Origin of the sequence: Sphingomonas sp. OTU376 (assembly GCF_038440415.1) — a bacterium.
Lineage (GTDB): Bacteria > Pseudomonadota > Alphaproteobacteria > Sphingomonadales > Sphingomonadaceae > Sphingomonas > Sphingomonas kyeonggiensis_A.
Genome location: NZ_JASATQ010000001.1, coordinates 22206 through 41255, shown reverse-complemented (window position 1 = coordinate 41255; position 19050 = coordinate 22206). Strand labels below are relative to the sequence as shown.

Here is a 19050-nt window from a genome sequence, read left to right as displayed (position 1 = left end):
CTCAGGGTCCTGCCGGGGCGGGGGTGGGCGTGGGCGCCGCGGCGCCGGGCGCGGGCGGGCGTGCGGCACCGCCGCGCGGCGGCGGCGGGATCGAATTGCCCTGGATCGCGCCGATCATCTCGGGCGTCGCCATCTTCTCGAGCGGCAGATAGTCCGACTTGAAGTTGACCCGCACCTCGCCCTGCATCTTGGCGGCAAGCTCGAGCTGCGACTCGCTCGTCTCGTTGACGGCGGTGCTGACGGTGGCGACATGCGACTGCTCGTTGACGTTCACCGAGCCGCCGCCAAAGCCGAGGAAGCTGCCGCCGAACGCGCTGACATTGCGGTTGCGGCTCGACTGGCGGTCATAGGCCGAGGCGCGATAGTCGCGCTTGGCCTGGTCGGTCGCCCGCATGTCGAACTTCACCTTGGCGGTGATCGAGCCGTCGGTCACCACGATCCGGTTGATCCCCAGCATCACCATCGAGGCAAGCAGCTGCTGGCGCGACTTGGCCATGACGATGCGCGCGGCGTTGACGAAGCCGATCTCGGCCTCCTCCTCGCTCAGGTCCGACGGAGCCGGGCCGCTCATGCCGAGCGTCGCGTGGATTTCGCTCAGCGCGGCTTCCTCGTCCTCCCCGGTGACGCGCAGCTTCGACTTGCCGCTGTCCTCGTCGACATCGAGCGCGAGCAGGTCGGGGAAGCGATCGACCATGTAATCGCGGCCCTGACCCATGCCGATATTCTCGGCCATATACTCCTCCGCGGTCTTGGCGACGGCGGAGATCAGCTCGGCATAGGCGCGCATCTGCTCGATCGTGGTCTCGACGATCGACTTGAAGACATTGTTGATGAGCCCGCCAACAAATGCAGGAAAATCAACATTATGGACGAGATTCGTGAACTGTTCCGTCCCCTGCGCGGCGGCACCGGCGACGAAGTCCTTGCCCGCGAAGCCGGGAGACTTGGAGAGGTTCTGGCGGGTCTGCTCATTGGCATCGGCCAGCCCGCGCGCCGGCGCGGCCATCGCACCTGCGGCGGGTGGCGGGCCCCCCAGCGCCGTGTCCTCGACCACTCCGGCGGGATCATCGATATAGGCAAGCACCTTGACCATGTCGTTGGCGAGCTTGGCCTGTTCGAGGCTGCTCAGCATCGCGAAGGCCGGGATGCCGGTGAGCATCGCCTGCACCTTGGGGCGGACCCGGGCGATCGCGGCGGGCGTCATGCCGCCAGGGCCGCCGTACAGCGCCGGTGCCTGCGGATCGGGCTCGGAGGCGAGGGCCTGTGCCATGGCTCAGGCGTGCGCCGGTGCGGGCGCCGGCGTGGCGGCAGGCGCGGGCGCCGCCGGGGCCGGGGCCGGTCCCGGCGTATATTGCGGCTTGTTGTGATCGACCGGCTTGGAGCGCATCTGGATCGCCGCGATCATCTCCGGCGTCGCCATCTTCTCGAGCGGGAGATAGTCCGACTTGAAGTTGACATCGACCAGGCCGGCCAGGCTGGCCTTGGCGCTGATCTGATCGGTGCTCTGGTCGCTTGCCACCGCCTGGGCGGTCATCACCGGCTTCTGCGAATATTTGTATTTGCCCTTGGTGTAGTAATCGGAATCGTAGTTGCCGCTGTAGCTCGACTTCCCGCTCTGATAGCTGCCGCTGTAATCGCCCTTGCTGGTGCCGCCGCGCTCGCTCTCGCCTTCGCCGTCGGTGGTGACGGCGAGGTTGCCCGAGGCGTCGCGGGCATAGTCACGGGCCATGGCGGTGCGCGACAGGGTGCGCTGGCTCGACGCGTTGAAGTCGTAGAGGATCTTCGCCTGGATCTTGCCGTTGGTGACGACGATGCGCGACAGCCCCATCATCACCATGGTGGCGAGCAGCTGCTGGCGCGACGTGGCGATCTGGCCGCGCGCCGCCTTGATCAGCGTTTCCTGCACCTCGGGATCGGTGACGTCGATCGAATCGATTTCCTTGTCGGCATGGCTGCCCAGCGTGTCGCGGACGCGCTGGAGCCCGGCATCGAGATCGGCGCCGTCCTTGACCCGCAGCTGCGCGGCGCCGCCGCCGGAGAAAGCATCGGCGCCGATATCGAACAGATCGGGGAACTGCTCGCAGAGCTGGTCCTTGCCGTCATCCGAGGTGGTGTTGTCGTCGCGGAACTGGTTGAGCGACTTGGACACGTCGGAGACCATCTTCGAATAGGCCTCCATCTGCTGGATATTCGAGGTGATGATGGAGTTGAAGACTCCGTCGATAAGCCCTGAAACAAACTCGACAAAATTCACTTGCCGCATGAATTCGCCGGCGGCCTGGGCGCCCGCCATCAGCGATCCGGCGGAGAATTCCTCCTTGCCGATATCGTCGACCGCCTGCTTGTTCGATTCCCACTGGCTCTTTTCCGCCATCGGCTGCGCGGTGACCGACTGGGTGCCGGCCTCGGCCTGGCCGACCAGCGCATCGGCGATCATCGCGGTGTCGCGCGCCACCTGCATCTGCGTGTCCGGTGGCAGCTGGTGGAAGGACGGGGTGGCGGCGAGCATCTCGCGCACCTTGGCGCGCACCTCGGGCCGGGGCGTCGCCTCCGGGGCGACAATAGCGGGAGCGTTCATCTCTTCGATCCTCGACTGGCCGGCCGGAGCCGGCACATCCTGTCTCAGGCAGCGGCGGGCATCGGCGCGCCGACCAGCGACGCCGCCGGGCTGATCTCGAACTCCACCGGGCGGAGATAGAGCTTCACCTTGGGCGGGCCGCTGGGGCCGATGCGGATGCCCAGGATGGTGAAGCGCCCGGGCCAGACATCGTCGGCCGGGGTGAAGGCTTCGAGGAAGCGCTCGAGCGCCGCCAGCTCGCGCGGCCGCTCGCGCAGGTTCATCGTCAGCAGCTGGAGGAAGTTGGGCGGCACGTCCGGGATCGCATCGAGCATGATCTGGAGATCGAGCTCGACGCCCTGCGGGTTGCGCCCGAACGCCACCAGCGCCGCGCCGTCGGGCACGTCGAAGCGGCCGCCGAGCGCGACGCCGACGATCTGCAGGATGCTGCCCAGCCGCTCGCCCAGGCCAAGCTCGTCGAGCATCGGCCGCATGTCGGTGATGCGGAAGCGGTTGGTGAGCAGGAAGGTCACCCATTGGCTGCCATAGTCGCGCCCCGCCACCAGCGTGGTGAACACCGGGCGCAGGCCGGGCATCGCCGCCATCGCCTGGCCGATCAGCCGGGCGAGCGCAGGATTGACCTCGTTCATCGGATTGCCGTTGCCGCCCTCATAGGTGACGGTGGCGCTTTCCAGCCCGCCCTGATCGAAGCTCGATCCGAAAAAGGCGCCGTAGCGCAGGCCGCCGGCGCGCGTGAGGCCGCGCTGGCTCTCGCTCGCGCCGTCGAACCAGTGCAGCGCCTCGCGGCCGAAATTGTCGCCGACCAGCCGCCGCATCTCGCGGCTGGCCATGTCGCGCCGCTCGCAGCCCGACGCCTCGGGACCGAGCGGCTCCATGTGGAAGGCGAGCGCGCGGCTCTGGTTCGATCCGAACACCGGCTCGATCGGCGCGGAGCCCGGGACCAGCGCATTGGCGGCATAGCGCGGATCGCCCATCGGCAGATCGAAGCTGTCCTCGAGCATGCGCCCGACGAAGCTCAGGGGGTTGGCGGTGCGCAAGGTGCGCGAGGCGCTGAACAGCCGCCCCTTCACCTGCGTGCTCAGTGGCTCATAGCCCATGGCGATGCTCCTTCCGCCCGGGGGTCAATAGCCATAGCCGTTGCGGGCATGGCCGTTGGATTGCGGTGCCTGGGCATAGCCCATGCCCATGCCGAGCCCAGCGCTGTCGAGCAGGTCGCGCGCGATCGACGGGATCTGGATCGGCCGGCTCGTCATGTTCGGGGCTTCGCGCGGCTGCGACATCTGCTCGATGCGGCCTTCGTCCATCGCCGAATCGGCGAGCCACATCTCGCAGGCATTGACCAGGTCATAGTCGTTCGGGTGCGACACCGCCGACTGGCCGCGCGGCCGGGTGGGCGGATTGCTGACCACGCCGAGATCGATCATCGGCGAAGTGGGATCGCGCAGCCGGTCGTTGTTGTTGGCGATCCAGCTGCTGATGATCGCGCCGCTGGTGGCCAGCATCCGGTATTTGGAGCTGTTGCGCGCGCCGCCGAGCTCGGTCTGGGCGACCTGGTCGATCACGCCCCACATGTCCTTCTGCCCGATGGCGAGGAGCAGTTCCTTGTCCTGGAGCAGGCTGATCATGTCGTTGATCTGCTTCTGCAGGTCGGCGGCGGCATAGAAGGCCATGCCATAGCCGTGCAGCGACATGTTGGTGGCGAGGTCGCGCGCGGCCTTCTTCACCTGCTGCTGGTTGACCGCCATCGGCGTCGCGGCGCGGATCAGCGCATCGACCCGGGCCTCGCGCACCAGGGTGGAGACCGAGGAGACGAAGCGCAGCCACAGGTCCTGGAACTCGACATTGACCTTCACGCCGGGCTGGCCGGTCGGCAGGCCGAGCATCATCGCGTAGAAGCCCTGGCGCTCGCTCTCGCTCATCCGGTTCGGCGCCTCGCGCCAATAGTTGTAGAGCTGGGTGCCGGCCGGTCCCTTGATCAGCGCGAGGTCGCCGCGCTGCGACATCTCGACCAGCTTGTCGACCACCTGGAAGGCCTTCAGCTCCTCGAAGGCCGAGGCGAAGATGAACGAGCCCATCAGCTTGCAATGGCTGGCGACGACTTCGAAGGCGGTGGTCGCCTCGAGATCGGGCAGGTCGATCAGCACGTCGTGCATCGCCTGGTCGTCGCCGAGCGCCTGGACCTTGTCGAACTGGTCCTCGACCAGCCGCTTGAGGTTGACGTCATGGGCAGTGACGCCGCGGCCGACCAGCCCCTCGAACACCTTGGCATATTCGGCGCTGGAGACGCCGGGCTCCTTGCGGTCGCCCTGGATGTTCACCGCGGCGCCGACCTGCTTGAGGGTCCGCTCGGCCAGCTCGATGCGGCCGGCGATGCGGCCGACGGCGCGGAACAGGCCCTCGCCGAACTCGGCGGTGTTGGGATCCTCGGGATCGGGCTGCGGGGTCTTGCCCGAGACGACCAGCCGGGGCAGCGCGGTGCCGTTATACTGGAGCAGGCCGAGGATCAGCCCGACCCGGGCGACTTCGGCGTCGCGCTCGGCCTCGGTGGCCTTGTCGCCCGCCATCTCGGGGAATTGCAGCACGCCCTGCTCATGCTCGACGGCGCGCGGGCGCAGGCCGCTCTCGGCGGACTTGAGCGCGGCGCGGGCGGTGGCGAAGAGCGGGTCGAAGTAGAATTTGCCCTTGTCGCTGTCGATCAGCGCCTTGAGCTCGCGGACGCGGGCGAGCTCGGCGGCGTCGGTCTGGCTGAGCTGGCCCAGCTTGGCGAGGCGCGCGGTGAGGTTGTCAAAGCTGCTGGTGATCGCTTCGCGGGCGGCCTTTTCACGGGCGGCGATATCGACGAAGCGGATGGTCGGGATCAGGATGTCGGCCATTTGCAGGGTTCCTTTCGAAAATCTTGGTCCATCTCGGGGAGGGCGCGGGGCGCCTAGGGAGCGGGGCGGGCTCTAGCCGTCATCGGCGCCTCCCAATTCGGTGGTGTCGTCGGCGTCGATCGCGCGATCGAGCAGTTCGAGCGCGCGGGCGGCGTCCAGGATGCCGGCGCCATTGCCGGCGGCGAGATCGGGGCGGTGCGGCTGGGCGCTGGCGACCAGGAGCTTCTTGATCGTCTCGGGGTCGATCGCGGCGGCGCGCTCCTGGGCGCGGGCGACGAGCAAGGCGGCGGCGCCGGCGACGAAGGGCGCGGCGAAGCTGGTGCCGGTGGCGCGCTGATAGCCGTCGAGGTCGGCGGTGCGGATGTTCACACCGGGGGCGCAGAGCGCGACATGGTCGCCGCTGGTCGAGAAGCCGGCCATGCGGCGATCGGCATCGACGGCGCCGACCGCGACGACCTGGGGGAAGGCGGCGGGCCAGTATACGCGCTTGTCGCCGCTGTTGCCCGAGGCGGCGACCAGGGTGCAGCCGCGCTCGGTGGCATAGGCGACGGCTTCGCTGTGCGGCTTGGGCATGCCGGGCTCGATCGCCTCGTCATCGGTGCCGAAGCTGCAGTTGATGACGTGCGCGCCGAGCTGGGCGGCCATGACCAGCCCCATGTCGAGGTCGCTGATCGCGCCGATGCCGACGGGCTTGTGGTCGGGCGGCTGGGCGGCGCCGAGCGAGCGGATCGGCAGCAGGCGGCAGGCGCCGGCGAGGCCGGGGGGGATGCCGGCGCCACTGCCGCCGATGATCGCGGCGCAGGCGGTGCCGTGGCCGACATAGCGGTCGGTCGGGTCGGTATCGGCGCCGCGATTGTCGCCGAGCAGCTTGATGCCGGTGGCGAGCTGGCCCTCGCTGAGCTGGACGGTGTCATAGCCGCGGCGCAGCCGGTCGCCGGTATCGAGCGCCTGGCTGGAGAATTCGGGGTGGCGCAGGTTGATGCCGCTGTCGACCACCGCGACGATCACCCCGCCATCGCCGGCGCAATAGGACAAAGCGCGGCGGGCATTGACCATGTCGCGTGGGTCCCAGCCGGCATTGTCGTCGTCCTCGTCGCGGCGGGGGTGCCGGTCGGGACCGTCGAGGCCGATCGTGCAGAGGTAATTGGGCATGGCGGACTCGACGATGTCGAGCTGCATCAGCGACACCGCGAGCGAGCCGATATGGGTGTCGGGCTCGACGTCGAAGCGGAGCACCCGGGCGATGCCGCTGATCTCCTCGGCCTCGCTATACCCCCGGTTGCGCGCGCCGATCGTGTGGAGCGCCTGGGCGGCGGCGTGGAGGCGCGAGACACGGACCGTGCCGCCGAAGGACTTCACCACCCGGTCGAGGATCTGGTGCTGCGTCGTCTCGGCGGGCGTCGCGGCCTTGCGGCGGATGTCGAGCGCGGCGGGGATGCCGGCGGGCACTTCGCCGAGCTTCAGCCGGACGAGCAGGCTGCCCGGCGCGGCATAGGCGCCGGCGCGGTGCGCCCAGGGCTGGACGAGGCGGCCGAGCCGGGCGGTCATGGCTGGGCTCCGTCGAAGCCGTTGACCGGCGTCGCGGGCAAGGGCCGGCGCGGCTGCTGGTCGAACCACAATTCGGTCGGCGCGCGAGGATCGTGCGTCAGGCTCATCTGCCCGGCGAGCTGGTCGTGATCGGGCGCCAGGACGAGCTCATTGTCATGCGCCTGGACGACATTGACCGGCCGGCCGGCGATCATCACCTGGGGCGGCATCCCGCCGCGCAGCAGGTTGCGGCCCTTGACCCGCAACCGCTGGCGCAGCTCGTCGGTCTGGTCGCCCGCATCGGTGCCGTCGCGGCTGACATCGTCGACCATCGGGCGCGAGGCGCGGGCAAGGACCTGCTCGAGCTTGTCGGGCGCGAGGCGGGTGATCCGGCCGACCGAGCCCGAGATGCCGCGCCGCTCCATCTCGTTGAGCTTCTCGACGGTGCGCACACCAATCCCCTCGAGCCGGCGGCGCTCGGCGGGATCGAACTCGTCGCCCAGCGCCGAAAGCGGCACTTCGTTCTTGTCGTCGATCGACATGGGGACCGCATTCTCCTCGATCATCGGCTTGGTGATCGCGGTGAAGACGAGATGGAGGACGGTCGGGTCCTTGTCGCTCGGTCCGGCCGGACGGATGCGCAGCTCGCCCTGGTTGAGCTCGAGATGCGCCTTCAAATCCATCGAGATGTCGCGGATCGCGAAGGTGAGCGGCAGCCGGTCGTTCTGCGCCTTAAGCGTCATGCGCGCCTGGGCCGTATCGAGCTGCGACTGCACCGCCTGGATGAAGTCCTCGAGCGCCACCGCTTCGCCGGTATCGCCGTTCATTGCACCTCCTCCACCGGCAGCGTGCCGATGTTGAGCGAGAGGCGGCCGACCGGCCGGTCGAACCAGGTGCGGGTGCGCGTGCGCGGGACATCGGCGCGGACCATCGGCCCGGTGGGACCGGCCTCGACCGTCGCCTCGATCGGCAGGTCGAACGCGACGCTGGTCGCGCGCAGCCCCGCCGCCGGCAGCGCGGTGACGCCGTCGAGCAATTCGCCGATCAGGTCCTCGAGCGGGCGGCGGGCGGCGTCGGTCATGCAGCACCTCCGGGCGGAACCGGCAGCGGCGCGGGCGAGGCGGGTGCCGCCGGCGATGCAGGCGCGGCGACGGCGGGGACCGGGGCGGGCAGGGCGGCGGGGGCCGGCGCCCGTGCCGGCATCTGGGCCGGGCGCGCGGCGCGTTCGAGCAACGTGCGCCGGGCATCGTCGACGAACCGGTCGAGCGGCAGCGTCTCGCTGGCGAAGTTGATCTTCACTTCGCCGAACAGCTCGGCATTGAGCTGGCTGTCGGTCTGGGCGTTGACCCCGACGGTCGACACCTTGGTGACCGGCGCCTGATAGGAGGTGCTGCCTCGCGTCGACCAGCTGCCCGACGGCGTGGCGTTGCCGGGATCGTCGCTCACCGCATAATCGACCGCGGTCTTGTCGGACGCCGCGGCGCGGAAGCGCAGCCGGGCGGTGATCGAGCCGTCCTTCACGACGATCCGGTTCATGCCCATCATCACCAGCGTCGCCAGTGTCTGCATCCGGTCTCCGGCGAGCCGGTCGCGCGCGGCGGGGACGAGCTGCTCCTCGATCAGCTCGGAGGTCAGCTCCTGCCCGCCAAGGCCATAGTCGGAGAGCCAGGTCGGCGAGTTGCTCTCCCCGGAATCGCCGCCAGCGCTGCCACTGCCCCCGCGCGGCACCAGCGTGCCTTCGCTCTCGCCGCGCGCCAGCCCGATATCGCCGGGATATTGCGCCATCAGCCAGTCGCGCGCCTGGTTGGCGGTGACATTCTCGTCGCGGAACTGGGAGAGCGGCTTGGAGATCGCGGCGACCAGATCGGCATAGCTGTCCATCTGGCGGATCGATGAATCGACCATCGCATCCCAGGTTCCATGAATCAGCGAAGCCACAAAATCGGGAAAGTTCAGTTCATCCGAAAGTGCGCCGGCACGCCGGCCGATCGTCTCGGTGGCGGGCGGCGCCTTGCCGCCCGACGCACCCGAGCCGGCACCCGGCGCGGTCAGCTCGTCCTGCTGGGCAGGCTGTTGCTGCGCGCCCTCACTGCCCCAGAACGAGCCCGCCATCGCGTGCGAGGGCACGGCATGGCTCGCCTGGCGCGAGGTGGCCGCCGGGGGCGGCGGAAGGTAGCGATCACCCGACATGGATCACGCCAGAGCGAGCGGGCGGGGTGCGTTGGTCGGGTTGCCGCCCCCGGGCCGCGAATGCTGCACCCAGCGGCTCTCGATATCGTGAGTGCCGTCGGCGTAGAGCGTGATGCGGGAGTTGGCGACCTGATCGTCGGCGATCACCTCGTCGAACGTGTAGGTGATGTTGATGTGGAGCGCGGGCACCTGCGCCGCTCCGGGCGCGCTGGCATGCGAGCTGCGCGCATAGAGGCGGGCATCGTCCTCGATCGTCGCATTGACGGTGAGGCCCCAGCCCGCGGCATCGTCATGGCCGATATCGTCGATATAGATATGGCCGAGCGAGGTGCCGTTATACTGCCAGCGGATCCGCAGCCAGCAATAGATGTCGTCCATCCCGAAGGTGCCGCCGACCACCGGCCAGTCGCGCAGCTCGATCGCGCCGTCGAGGAAGGCGGAGGAGCGGGAGGGCGCGCGGTCGTTCGGGTGCTTGATCCCGCCCCAGCTCGCCAGGTTGGTGTGAATGTCGCCGCTGTTCTGGGCGATGATCTGCACCGCGGTGCCGGCGATCGTGGCGGCGGCGCCGAGATCGAGCGCGCGGCTGCGGGCGACCGGGGGCTCGGGCAGGGTGCGCGGCGCGGCCATGGCAAAGCCGGCGGGCGCGGTGGTGCTCCGGTTGATCTGGCGGCCGGCGGGCACGCCGGCGCTGAAGATCTGGACGTTCGCCGGATTGCCCGTCGCGGCCATCTCGTACTCGGTCTGGAAATCCTCGTAGCGCAGGATGTAGCGGCTGCCATGATCGTGCGTCGCGGTGTGGCGGCCGGGATTGCCCGGCGTGCCGACCGGCCGGTCCCAGGGATCGGCGACGCGGACATAATATTGGCCGCCGCTCGAATACATGCCGACGACGAGCACCGCATGGCCCGAGCGATCGGCCGAGCTGGCCATCTTGCCGACATAGAGCGGGCCGTGGTTCTCGATCAGCTGGGCGAAGCCGTCGGTCGAATAGCATTGCGGGGCATGGGCGGTGAGGCCGAGCTGGACCGCGGTGGCGGCGTGATCGACCCAGGGCAGGATATTCTCGATGTTCCTGCCGCAGCGCGCGCCGATCGATTCCGGGGTGATGCTCTGCTGGTTGCGCCAGCCTAGCATCATCGCGATCGTCGTCGCCCAGCAGCCATTGTCGGTGGGCTGCGCGACCAGCTGGACATTGTCCCAGTTGATCGACCAGTCGGGTGCCGACATCGCGCTGCTGGTACGCGGCGCGGCCATCGCATAGCCGGCCGGCGGCGTGGTGCCGCTGTTGATCTGGCGGCCCGCGGGCACGCCGGCGCTCAGGATCTGGACGTTCACCGGATTGCTGCCCGATGCGGCCATCTCATATTCGGCCTGGAACGCTTCGTAGCGCATGATGTAGCGGCTGCCGTGATCGTGGCTGTCCGGATAGGCGCCGGGCTTGCCGGGGGTGCCGACCGGACGATCCCAGGGATCGGCGATGCGGACGAAATACTGGCCGCCGCTCGAATACATGCCGACGACGAGCACGGCATGGCCCGACAGGCCGCTCGAGGTCGCCATCTTGCTCACATAGAGCGGGCCGTTGTTCTGGATCAGCTGAGCGAAGCCGTCGGTCGAATAGCATTGCGGGGCATGCGCGGTGAGGCCCAGGCGGGCCGCGGCGGCGGCATGATCGTCCCAGGGCAGGCCCTGCTCGATATCGTTGCCGGCACGCTGCGCGATCGATTGCGGGGTGATGCTGCGCTCGTCGCGCCAGCCGAGCATCATCGCGATGGTCGTCGCCCAGCAGCCATTGTCGGTGGGCTGGGCGACCAGCTGGACGCCGTCCCAGTTGATCGACCAGTCGGGCGCGGACATCGCGCTGCTGGTGCGCGGCGCGGCCATGGCAAAGCCGGCGGGCGCGGAGGTGCCGGTGTTGGGCTGGCGGCCGGCGGGGATGCCGGCATAGATGATCTGGACATAGGCGGGGGTACCGTCCGCCGCCATTTCATATTCCTGGGCGAAATCCTCGTAGCGCAGGATGTAGCGGCTGCCGCGATCATGGGTGCTGGCATAGGCGCCCGGTGCGCCCGGCGTGCCGACCGAGCGATCCCAGGGATCGACGACGCGGACATAATATTGGCCGCCATCCTCATACATGCCGACGACGAGCACGGCATGGCCCGACAGGTTGGTCGCGCTCGCCATCTTGCCGACATAGAGCGGGCCGTGGCGCTCGATCAGGCTGAAGAAGCCCTCGGGCGTGTAGCATTGCGGCTGGAGCGTCCCCAGGCCGAGCGCGGCGGCGACGGTGGCGCGCTGGTCCCAGGGCAGGCCATGGTTGATGTCGCGGCCGCAGCGCTGGGCGATCGTCGCCGGCTCATAGCTTTGCTGGTCCTTCCAGCCGATCAGCATCGCCAGCGTGGTCGCCCAGCAGCTATCGTCGGTGGGCTGGGCGATCCAGTCGACGCCGTCCCAGTTGATGCTGCGGCTTGCCGCCTGGGCGCGGGCATAGGCGAGCGGCACCGGCCGGGCGCTCCCCTCGAGCTTCTCGAACAGCGGGTTGAGCGCGGTCTCGGCCAGACCGAGGTCGAGCGCTTCGCCGATACGGGTGGCGAACTGCCCGCCGATGCGGGTGGCGCGATCGCGCGCGCCGCTGCCGGGCAGGCTGGGCGGCACATAGGCGGCCGCTTCCTGGCCGAACTGCAGCGCGAAGCCCGCGCCGATCGACACGGCGCCGCCCAGGCCCTGATTGGCGCCGTCGAGCCACAGCTCGGCGCCGACCACCAGCTCCTCGCCGGCATTGATCGCGGCGACCTTGCGCAGGCTGGCGAAGCCGTCGATCCCGCGGGCATTGTAGCCGAGCTTGAACTTCGCCTGGAGCGCGAGCTTGAGATGCTCGATGAAATCGCTGACGCCCTGGGCATCGAAGCTGGAATCGGCGGTGCCGAACAGGGCGGCCTGGCCGTCGGGCGCGAAGACCGCGCCGACACCGGCGCCGAATACCGGCGTATCGAGCGCCGGGCCGACCGAGATGGTCACGCCGCTGCGCGCGGCGAGCTGGGGCAGGGCGGCGAGGAAGGCGTTGAGCGGGTTGATCAGCCCGGTGATCCCGAACCCGGCCTGCCAGGCGGCGACGAAGGTGCTGCTTGCCGTGCCGAAGCGATAGAGGCTGGGCGGGTTGACGTCGCTGCCCGCCGCCGCCGCCGCGCCGCGGACCTTCTCCATCAGCCAGGCGAGTGCGTCGTTCGCGCTCAGGCCCGAGCTCATGTTGAGCGCGACCTGGCCGCGCGATCCGGCCGACATCGGGCCTGAGCGGGCGAGGCCGGCGGCCTTTGCAGGAATGTCGGGCATCGGGCCGAAGCCGTCGTCATAGGTGCCGCCGCCGCCGCCCGGTGCGGGGGCCGTGGTGACCGGGGCGGGGGCGGCGGGGGTCGCCGGCCGGCTGCCGGGAGTCGGCACGTCGCCGGCCCATTCGAGCACCGGCGCGGTGCGCGACGCGGTGTAGCTGCGGCGCAGGCTGCGGCCGGTGAAGCTGTTGAGCGCGACATAGGGGCTGCCCTCGCGCGGCAAGGCATCGACGCTCAGCCCGCCCACGCCGGTCGCCAGCCCGAAATAGAGCTTCTGCGCGCCGATGAAGCGGGCGAGCACTTCGGGCGGCACGACGAACACGCCGTCGCCGCGCGGCACGCTGAGGCGGCCCTGCTCGTCACTGCAGTAGAAATTGGCGGCGGTGCGACGCGGCTTGTTCGCCCCGTCGAACAGGGTGACGTCGGTCGCCAGCACCACCTGTGCCTCGACATTGGGCTGGTCGACGCGGACGGCGAACCCCAGCATCGGGAACCGATCGCTGACCTCCATGCGGTTGGGACGGATCTGAGCAGTCATGGATCACCTGTCGTTGCTGGAAGGGGAGTTGCGGCCGGCATCGTCGCTGCCGGGGGCGGAATCGGGTCGGGTGCGGGCGGCGCGCAGCGCGCGGGCGCGCTCCTCGAAATCGCCGAGCGAGGAGAGGACGATGTCGAAGGGGGAGCTGTCCTGGCCGATCTGCGCGATCGGGCCGTTCTCGCGCTCATGCTCGTGCACCGAGCGGGCGAGCAGCTCGGAGAGCATCTTGGCGTAGGAGGGGGTGAGCACCAGGCGGGTGTGGATGCCGATCGTGCCGACGCCCTCATGGCCGCTGGGATAATATTGGCCGAGGTCGATCAGGAATTCGAAGGGGTTCTGGCCGAGCTCGAAATAGTTGACGTAGCTGGCGGGCGCGCGGCTGGCGTCGCGCATCGCCATGTCGGTCTCCACATCTGCCAAGCCGCCCTGACTCATCCGGCACGCCTCCTGCCGGACAGAGGAGCAAGCGCTGTGCCAGCTTGTGAAAAGCTTGCGAATCAGCGGGTTGGGTGATCGGGCTAGGGGATAGTACGTAACATTGCGGCAGCGCGGGCGTAGCGATGTTACGCGCGGCTGTTACAGGATCGGGCCGTCCTCCGCGCCCTCCGGGCCGCCACGGGTCATCTCGTACTTGGTCATCTTGCGATAGAGCGTCATGCGCGACCAGCTGAGCGAGCGGGCGGCCTCGGCGCGGTTCCAGTCGGTGCGGTCGAGTGCGGCGCGGATGCGGGCGCGCTCGTCCTTGCCCGAGCAGTCGAAGCTGCGCTGCAGCCGCACGAAGGCGTCGGGGATATGGTCGAGCCGGATCGCGCCGCGCGGCGGATCGATGAAGATCGCCTCGACGAAGTTGCGCACCTCGCGGATGTTGCCCGGCCAGTCATAATGGAGCAGCACGTCGAGCAGCTCGTCGTCGGGCGCGGTGACCTGGCAGCCGCAGCGGCGATTGAAGCCCTCGACGAAATGGCGGATGTAGAGGGCGATGTCCTCGGCGCGCTCGGACAGGTCGGGCAGGGTCAGGCGGGCGACGTTGAGGCGGTAGTAGAGATCGGGGCGGAAGCTGCCCTGCTCGACCTGCTGCTCGACGTCGCGATTGGTCGCGGCGATCACGCGCAGGTCGACCTTGACCGGCTTCTCGCGCCCGATCGGCTGGACTTCCTTCTCCTCGAGCAGCCGCAACAGCTTGACCTGGCTGAAGGGGGAGAGCTCGCCGACCTCGTCGAGGAACAGGGTGCCGCCGGCGCCGGCGATCACCGCCTTGCCGGTCTGGCTGCGCACCGCCCCGGTGAAGCTGCCCCGCTCGAAGCCGAACAGCTCCGCTTCGAACAGATTGTCGGGCACCGCGCCGCAATTGATCGCGACGAAGGGACCGTCGTGCCGTTCGCTGAGCGCATGGATGGTGCGGGCGCAATGCTCCTTGCCGGTGCCGGTGGAGCCGGTGATCAGCGTGGGCGCATCACTGCGCGCGATCTTGGGCACGATGCTGCGCAGGCGCACCATCGCGTCACTGTCGCCCAGAAGCCTGGTCTCGAGATCGTCCACCCGCTCACCCGACAGCATCCCGCGCCCGCTCCGGAGGATCCGGAGCAGTTGCGTCACGTGAACACGAAGAAGCGCGCGATGCGCCTCTTTCGGAAATGGTCATGTACTTGTGAGGCGGCCGCGATCGAATGGCGGCCATGATATCTAAGGCGACTCGACGGGCCTGTGGATAACTTTAACAGACCGGACAGTCGACTCCATTTAATGGTGGACGTTTCGTCTACTTTTAGACTGTGCGGGAATTGGCGAGTCGAAACCGCTCGACTCGAATAGACGCCACCGATCCGGACCTGATTTGGATCAATCTCCTTCCGCGCCATGCCGGACAAGCAAATGGCGGAGAGCCGGATGGGCTCCCCGCCATGCGGGTTGCGATGCGGTACGAACTCAGTTCGCGGTGAAGGTCGGTGCGCCGGCCGCGCTGTACTTCACCGTGACATAGCTGTTGTCGCACACGTTGATGGCGGTCCACACGCCGCTGCTGCTGTCGGCGAAGTTGAGCTTCACGTCGTATTTGCAGCCGGCGCCCTTGTCGAAATGCACGGTCATCCGCGCACCCGGCTTCACCGTGGCATCTTCCTTCTTGAAATCGGGATCGACCTTGTTGGGCTGCCAGGTGGTGGTTCCCGTCGGCGCGATCTCGACCGTCTTGATCGCCTTGCCGCTATTGTTGATCAGCACGAAATCCCAATCGTCCGCCATTGCCGGCGCGGCGATCGAGAGCGCGGCGATTGCCGCAAGACTCAGTTTCAGCATGACATGCCCCTCCTGCTTTTCCGGCAAAATGCGCCTGTCCGGAGCGCTCCGCAAGGAGATTTCAGAGAGGGCGGACCAGCCGGATCGCCTCGGCGATCCAGGGCGGATCGGCGACCACCTGCTGGCGTGCACCGGCGCCGAAAGGGAGGAGATGCAGCCGCTCGCCCTCGCGCCCGATCAGCCGGGCGAACAGGAAGCGGCCGGCGGGCCGCGGCACCAGCACATCGCGGTTGAGCGCGCCGCCAAACCCCTCCGGCGCGAGCGTGCGGCACCAGATCTCGTCGCCGGTGCGATAGTCGCCAACCCCGGCGGTCACCACTATTGCGACCATCCCGGGTTCGGCATGCGGAGGCACGATCGTGGCGGTGTTGCGCGGCGCCTGGGCGGCCCCGGCTTCCAGCAGCGCGGCCACGGGGATCTCCGGACGCTCGGGCAGCTTGACCAGATCGGCGGCATCGACGCCCAGCGCGGCGGCAATGCGATTGAGCCAGCCGACCGAGACGGTGCGGGTGCCCATCTCGAGCCGGCCGACGGTCTGCGCCGTGGTCGGCGGCACGCAGCGCGCCGCGACTTCCTCCAGCGTGAGCCCCTTTGCCCGGCGCACTTCGCGGATGGCAGTAATCATCGCAGCCTCCAGATAACCAAATCGGTTTCTCTCTTTCCTACAATCGATCCCACATGGCAAGAGGAGCGAATCGGAACAAAAGGAGATCGTCATGCGGGAACTGGTGGAGCGCGTGGTCGAGGATACTGCGGGGCTGAAGCGTCGTGTCACCGTCAACCTGGCGGAGTCGCCGCTCGCCTGGCTGGCGTCGCGCGGCCATGTCAGCACGAGGCAGCTCGAAGCGGGAGAGCGGCTGCGCAGCGATTATGAGATGGCGGCACTGGGCCCGCGCGTAACGATGCGCTGGGATCCGGCACCGGTGGCCCGTACGCCGGGTGGCGTCGCCGAGCGGCTGGATCCGACGCTGGCGCAGATCTCGGCGCGGCGCCGCTTCGATGGCGCGGTGGAGGCAGCGGGGCCGGGGCTGGCCGACATCCTGTGGCGCGTCGTCTGCGCCGGCGAGGGTATCGGCCCGGCGGAGAAGGCGCTGGGCTGGCCGAGCCGCGCGGGCAAGCTGGTGCTCTGCTTCGCGCTCGACCGCGTCGCCGATTTCTACGGGCTCAAATAGCGGGTTCGGGCTCGACGGCGCCCTTGCCGACGAACCGGCCATAGGCCCAGCCGATCCCGATCAGCGCCAGGCCCAGGCCGAGGAAGGAGAGGATGCGCAGCACCCCGTCGAGCGCGGCGGCATCGACCAGGAAGACCTTGAAGGTGGTGGCGGTGAGCAAGGCGAGGCCGAAGATGCGCAGGTCGCGGTTGCCGCCGGCAATGCCGCGCCACAGCCAGAACAGCGCCAGCGCCAGCATCGCCGCGCTGTAGCCGCCATTCTCGGCCGTGCCGATCGCTCCGGTGAGCAGGTCGCCATGTGCTGCCTGGCGCACGGCGGCGAGCAGGGCGAGGAGCACAAGCAGCGCCGCACCCGGTCGCCAGCGCACCGGCAGGGTCCATAGCCAGAAGCTCGCCAGCCCGAGATGCAGCACGGCGGCATTGAGGAGCGGCAGCGGGCCGACGGATTGCTGCTCGAGCAGGGGGCTCAACAGGAACAGGTCGAACCAGGCGATGCGGAACAGGCCGAGCGCGAGCAGCGCATGGCCGATCGTCGTGGCCTTGCCCTGGCGGAGCAGCCACCAGCCGGCGGCAAGGCTCGCCTGACTCAGCACCGCGCGCTCGATAAAGCCCCAGGCGAGGAAGCGCGGCAGCGTGGCGATGGCGAGAGGCTGCTTGGCGATCGCATAGAGGAGCAGCACGCCCAGCGCGATTGCCGCGATCGACATGGTGCGGCGGAGGCGGCCGAACAGGGCGGGATCGAACAGCAGCGTGATGGCCAGCGCGACGGGCAAGGCGAGTTCGCGCAGAAGCTCGGCCAGCGACGGCAGCAGCGGATAGGTGAGCCGCTCGCCGGAGAGCGAAGCGAGGATCAGCTCGCTGAGCGCACCGAGCGGCAGCGCGGCGGCGACCAGTGCCGCGGCGAGCGGATAGGCGGGCAGCGCGTAGAGGCGCGGGGCACGGAGCCTGCGCGCCCACCAGGCCAGTGCCGCGGCGACCAGGGTGAGCGGCAGCGACAGCCAGTCGCCGGGGACGAACTGGCCCAGCCCCAGCCCGGCGAGGAATGCCGCCAGTGCGGTGGCAGCGACCAGCATGGGATTGCCCGTCTCCGATCGGATCCGCCAGGCGAGGCTGAACGTCGCGATCGCAGCAAGCAGCTCGACAATGCCCCAGGCCTCGGCGGGAAGCAGCGCGGGTGCGCGCAGATGGGCGACGAGGAGCGGTCCGGCAGTGCCGAGCAGCGCGATCGCTACCCAGATCGGTTGGCGGCGCGCGAGGACATGGCCGGGAAGCGCGAAGAGCGCGGTGGCCAGGATTGCCGCGATGGGCGTGAAGCCGCGGTCGGGCAGGCCGATCGCCAGCATCTCCAGAACGAGCAGCAGGGCAAGGGCAGCGAGCGCGCCGGGCAGGTAGACGGCGTCCCGCCAGGCGAGGATCAGCGCCGCGCCGGCCAGGACGAGGTAGAAGCTCCAGGGCAGCCAGCCGAAGTCGAGCGCCGGGGCAAGGATCGCGAGCTGCAGGCAGCCGGCCACGAGCGGCGCGAGGCGGAGCCAGCGATTGCCGGCGCCCGTGGCGGGCAGCGCGGCGCTCGCGCCGATGGCGAGCAGCATGGTGAAGCCGCCGACCGCGGAGAGATCGTCGCTGCGAGCCACCAGCATCGCGATCAGGAAGTTGATCCAGGCAAAGCCCGCAACGCAGGCGGCGAGCGCCAGCCAGGCCCAGCCGCGATGGATGGCGAGGCCGAACAGCGCGGCGGTGAACAGCCCGAGATAGACGAGCAGCGGCCCGATCCCCGCGGCGTCGAAGCCGGCGACCATGGGGGCCGCGAAGCCGCCGACCAGCGCCATCACCGCGGTTGGCGGGCCATGGCGCAAGGCCAGTGCGAGCGCGCCTCCGGTGACCAGCAGGACGAGCAGGAAGGCGGTGAGGGGCGCGATCAGGTGGTAGAGCGCGGCCGCCATGTAGAGCGTGCCGTAGAGGCTGGCGATGCCGGCCCCGGCGAGCGCCTGGGCAACGCGCGGATCGTCCGCAGTGGCGGGCAGCCGCCGGGTCGCTTCGCTGCCCGCGATCAAGGCTAGGCCGAACAGGGCGGCGAGCAACGTCCGTGTCGAGGGGCCGAGCAGGCCGCTCTCGATCGAGTAGCGGACCAGGAAGAAGCCCGCGAGTACCAGTGCCGCGCCGCCGATCCAGATCGGCAGCTTGCCACCGATCAGCGTCTCCAGGCTGAACTGCGGGAGTTGACGGGATTCGGAAATGGGCCGCCGTGGCTCGGGTTCAGTCCTGGCCGCACGCTCCGGGGGCGGCTCGGCGGCCATGACCGACGCTTCGGCCATTTGGTGCTGTGCGGCCGCGGGCGAGGCCGGGCGGGCGGAGGGCTCGCGCCCGTCTTCCTCGAGAGCAACGATCCGCGATTCGACACGGCGCAGTTCTTGTTCCAGAAAGGCCATGCGCCGCAGCACGATATAAAAGGCCGCAGCCGCGCCCAGCGCGAGGAGAAGGGTGAGACCAGTCACTCACCCGATCCTCGCACAGTGGAGCGCACCTGTCGCGCACAACCCGGTTGCCCCGTG

The 19050-nt window shown here is 69.2% G+C and carries 15 protein-coding genes; 1 reads left to right on the top strand and 14 read right to left on the bottom strand.

What is annotated here, in order from left to right; genetic code table 11:
* Position 1: 1 nt before the first annotated feature.
* From AAHM44_RS00215 to AAHM44_RS00155, 13 genes are all read right to left on the bottom strand, one after another.
* Entirely contained in the window at positions 2–1270 is a 1269-nt protein-coding gene (locus AAHM44_RS00215) for a hypothetical protein (protein ID WP_342248586.1), read from the bottom strand.
* A gap of 3 nt (positions 1271–1273) precedes the next feature.
* Positions 1274–2578, bottom strand: a complete 1305-nt coding sequence (locus AAHM44_RS00210; RefSeq protein WP_342248585.1) for a hypothetical protein — start codon at positions 2576–2578, stop codon at positions 1274–1276.
* Between the two features lie 44 nt (positions 2579–2622).
* Positions 2623–3675: a hypothetical protein gene (locus tag AAHM44_RS00205; protein WP_342248584.1), complete on the bottom strand. Its 1053-nt coding sequence runs from the start codon at positions 3673–3675 to the stop codon at positions 2623–2625.
* Positions 3676–3699: 24 nt separating this feature from the next.
* Positions 3700–5451, bottom strand: a complete 1752-nt coding sequence (locus tag AAHM44_RS00200) for a hypothetical protein (protein WP_342248583.1) — start codon at positions 5449–5451, stop codon at positions 3700–3702.
* Between the two features lie 72 nt (positions 5452–5523).
* Complete coding sequence (locus AAHM44_RS00195; protein WP_342248582.1) at positions 5524–6999, bottom strand: S8 family peptidase; 1476 nt, start codon at positions 6997–6999, stop codon at positions 5524–5526.
* Positions 6996–7805 carry a hypothetical protein gene (locus AAHM44_RS00190; protein ID WP_342248581.1) on the bottom strand — a complete coding sequence of 270 codons (810 nt, stop codon included), beginning with the start codon at positions 7803–7805 and terminating at the stop codon, positions 6996–6998. The genes AAHM44_RS00195 and AAHM44_RS00190 overlap by 4 nt, the downstream gene beginning before the upstream one ends.
* Positions 7802–8059, bottom strand: coding sequence for a hypothetical protein (locus AAHM44_RS00185; RefSeq protein ID WP_184163927.1), 258 nt, complete (start codon positions 8057–8059; stop codon positions 7802–7804). Before AAHM44_RS00185 ends, AAHM44_RS00190 begins: the two co-directional genes overlap by 4 nt.
* A complete protein-coding gene (locus tag AAHM44_RS00180; protein WP_269573137.1) occupies positions 8056–9168 on the bottom strand; it encodes a hypothetical protein in 1113 nt (370 codons plus the stop codon). The genes AAHM44_RS00185 and AAHM44_RS00180 overlap by 4 nt, the downstream gene beginning before the upstream one ends.
* Positions 9169–9171: 3 nt before the next feature.
* Entirely contained in the window at positions 9172–13035 is a 3864-nt protein-coding gene (locus AAHM44_RS00175; RefSeq protein WP_342248580.1) for a papain-like cysteine protease family protein, read from the bottom strand.
* A gap of 3 nt (positions 13036–13038) precedes the next feature.
* Positions 13039–13470, bottom strand: a complete 432-nt coding sequence (locus AAHM44_RS00170) for a DUF3467 domain-containing protein (RefSeq protein ID WP_269573135.1) — start codon at positions 13468–13470, stop codon at positions 13039–13041.
* 141 nt (positions 13471–13611) lie between these two features.
* Positions 13612–14631 carry a sigma-54 interaction domain-containing protein gene (locus tag AAHM44_RS00165; protein ID WP_269573134.1) on the bottom strand — a complete coding sequence of 340 codons (1020 nt, stop codon included), beginning with the start codon at positions 14629–14631 and terminating at the stop codon, positions 13612–13614.
* A 330-nt stretch (positions 14632–14961) separates the two neighbouring features.
* On the bottom strand, positions 14962–15330 hold the full coding sequence (locus AAHM44_RS00160; RefSeq protein WP_269573133.1) for a hypothetical protein: 369 nt from the start codon (positions 15328–15330) through the stop codon (positions 14962–14964).
* A gap of 61 nt (positions 15331–15391) precedes the next feature.
* The gene (locus tag AAHM44_RS00155) at positions 15392–15955 is read right to left on the bottom strand and encodes a helix-turn-helix domain-containing protein (protein ID WP_342248579.1); all 564 of its coding nucleotides are present in this window, start codon (positions 15953–15955) and stop codon (positions 15392–15394) included.
* A gap of 91 nt (positions 15956–16046) precedes the next feature.
* Here AAHM44_RS00155 and AAHM44_RS00150 point away from each other — a divergent pair, with 91 nt between their 5' ends.
* The gene (locus AAHM44_RS00150; protein WP_269573131.1) at positions 16047–16502 is read left to right on the top strand and encodes a DUF6456 domain-containing protein; all 456 of its coding nucleotides are present in this window, start codon (positions 16047–16049) and stop codon (positions 16500–16502) included.
* Here the strand turns inward: AAHM44_RS00150 and AAHM44_RS00145 are convergent.
* On the bottom strand, positions 16495–18993 hold the full coding sequence (locus AAHM44_RS00145; protein ID WP_342248578.1) for a DUF2339 domain-containing protein: 2499 nt from the start codon (positions 18991–18993) through the stop codon (positions 16495–16497). The genes AAHM44_RS00150 and AAHM44_RS00145 overlap by 8 nt on opposite strands.
* Positions 18994–19050 lie beyond the last annotated feature (57 nt).

Coding starts and splice junctions, on each gene's coding strand:
- AAHM44_RS00205 (WP_342248584.1), bottom strand. CDS start 3,675: ATGGGCTATGAGCCACTGAGCACGCAGGTGAAGGGGCGGCTGTTCAGC.
- AAHM44_RS00215 (WP_342248586.1), bottom strand. CDS start 1,270: ATGGCACAGGCCCTCGCCTCCGAGCCCGATCCGCAGGCACCGGCGCTG.
- AAHM44_RS00175 (WP_342248580.1), bottom strand. CDS start 13,035: ATGACTGCTCAGATCCGTCCCAACCGCATGGAGGTCAGCGATCGGTTC.
- AAHM44_RS00185 (WP_184163927.1), bottom strand. CDS start 8,059: ATGACCGACGCCGCCCGCCGCCCGCTCGAGGACCTGATCGGCGAATTG.
- AAHM44_RS00155 (WP_342248579.1), bottom strand. CDS start 15,955: ATGATTACTGCCATCCGCGAAGTGCGCCGGGCAAAGGGGCTCACGCTG.
- AAHM44_RS00180 (WP_269573137.1), bottom strand. CDS start 9,168: ATGTCGGGTGATCGCTACCTTCCGCCGCCCCCGGCGGCCACCTCGCGC.
- AAHM44_RS00160 (WP_269573133.1), bottom strand. CDS start 15,330: ATGCTGAAACTGAGTCTTGCGGCAATCGCCGCGCTCTCGATCGCCGCG.
- AAHM44_RS00200 (WP_342248583.1), bottom strand. CDS start 5,451: ATGGCCGACATCCTGATCCCGACCATCCGCTTCGTCGATATCGCCGCC.
- AAHM44_RS00150 (WP_269573131.1), top strand. CDS start 16,047: ATGCGGGAACTGGTGGAGCGCGTGGTCGAGGATACTGCGGGGCTGAAG.
- AAHM44_RS00195 (WP_342248582.1), bottom strand. CDS start 6,999: ATGACCGCCCGGCTCGGCCGCCTCGTCCAGCCCTGGGCGCACCGCGCC.
- AAHM44_RS00170 (WP_269573135.1), bottom strand. CDS start 13,470: ATGAGTCAGGGCGGCTTGGCAGATGTGGAGACCGACATGGCGATGCGC.
- AAHM44_RS00210 (WP_342248585.1), bottom strand. CDS start 2,578: ATGAACGCTCCCGCTATTGTCGCCCCGGAGGCGACGCCCCGGCCCGAG.
- AAHM44_RS00190 (WP_342248581.1), bottom strand. CDS start 7,805: ATGAACGGCGATACCGGCGAAGCGGTGGCGCTCGAGGACTTCATCCAG.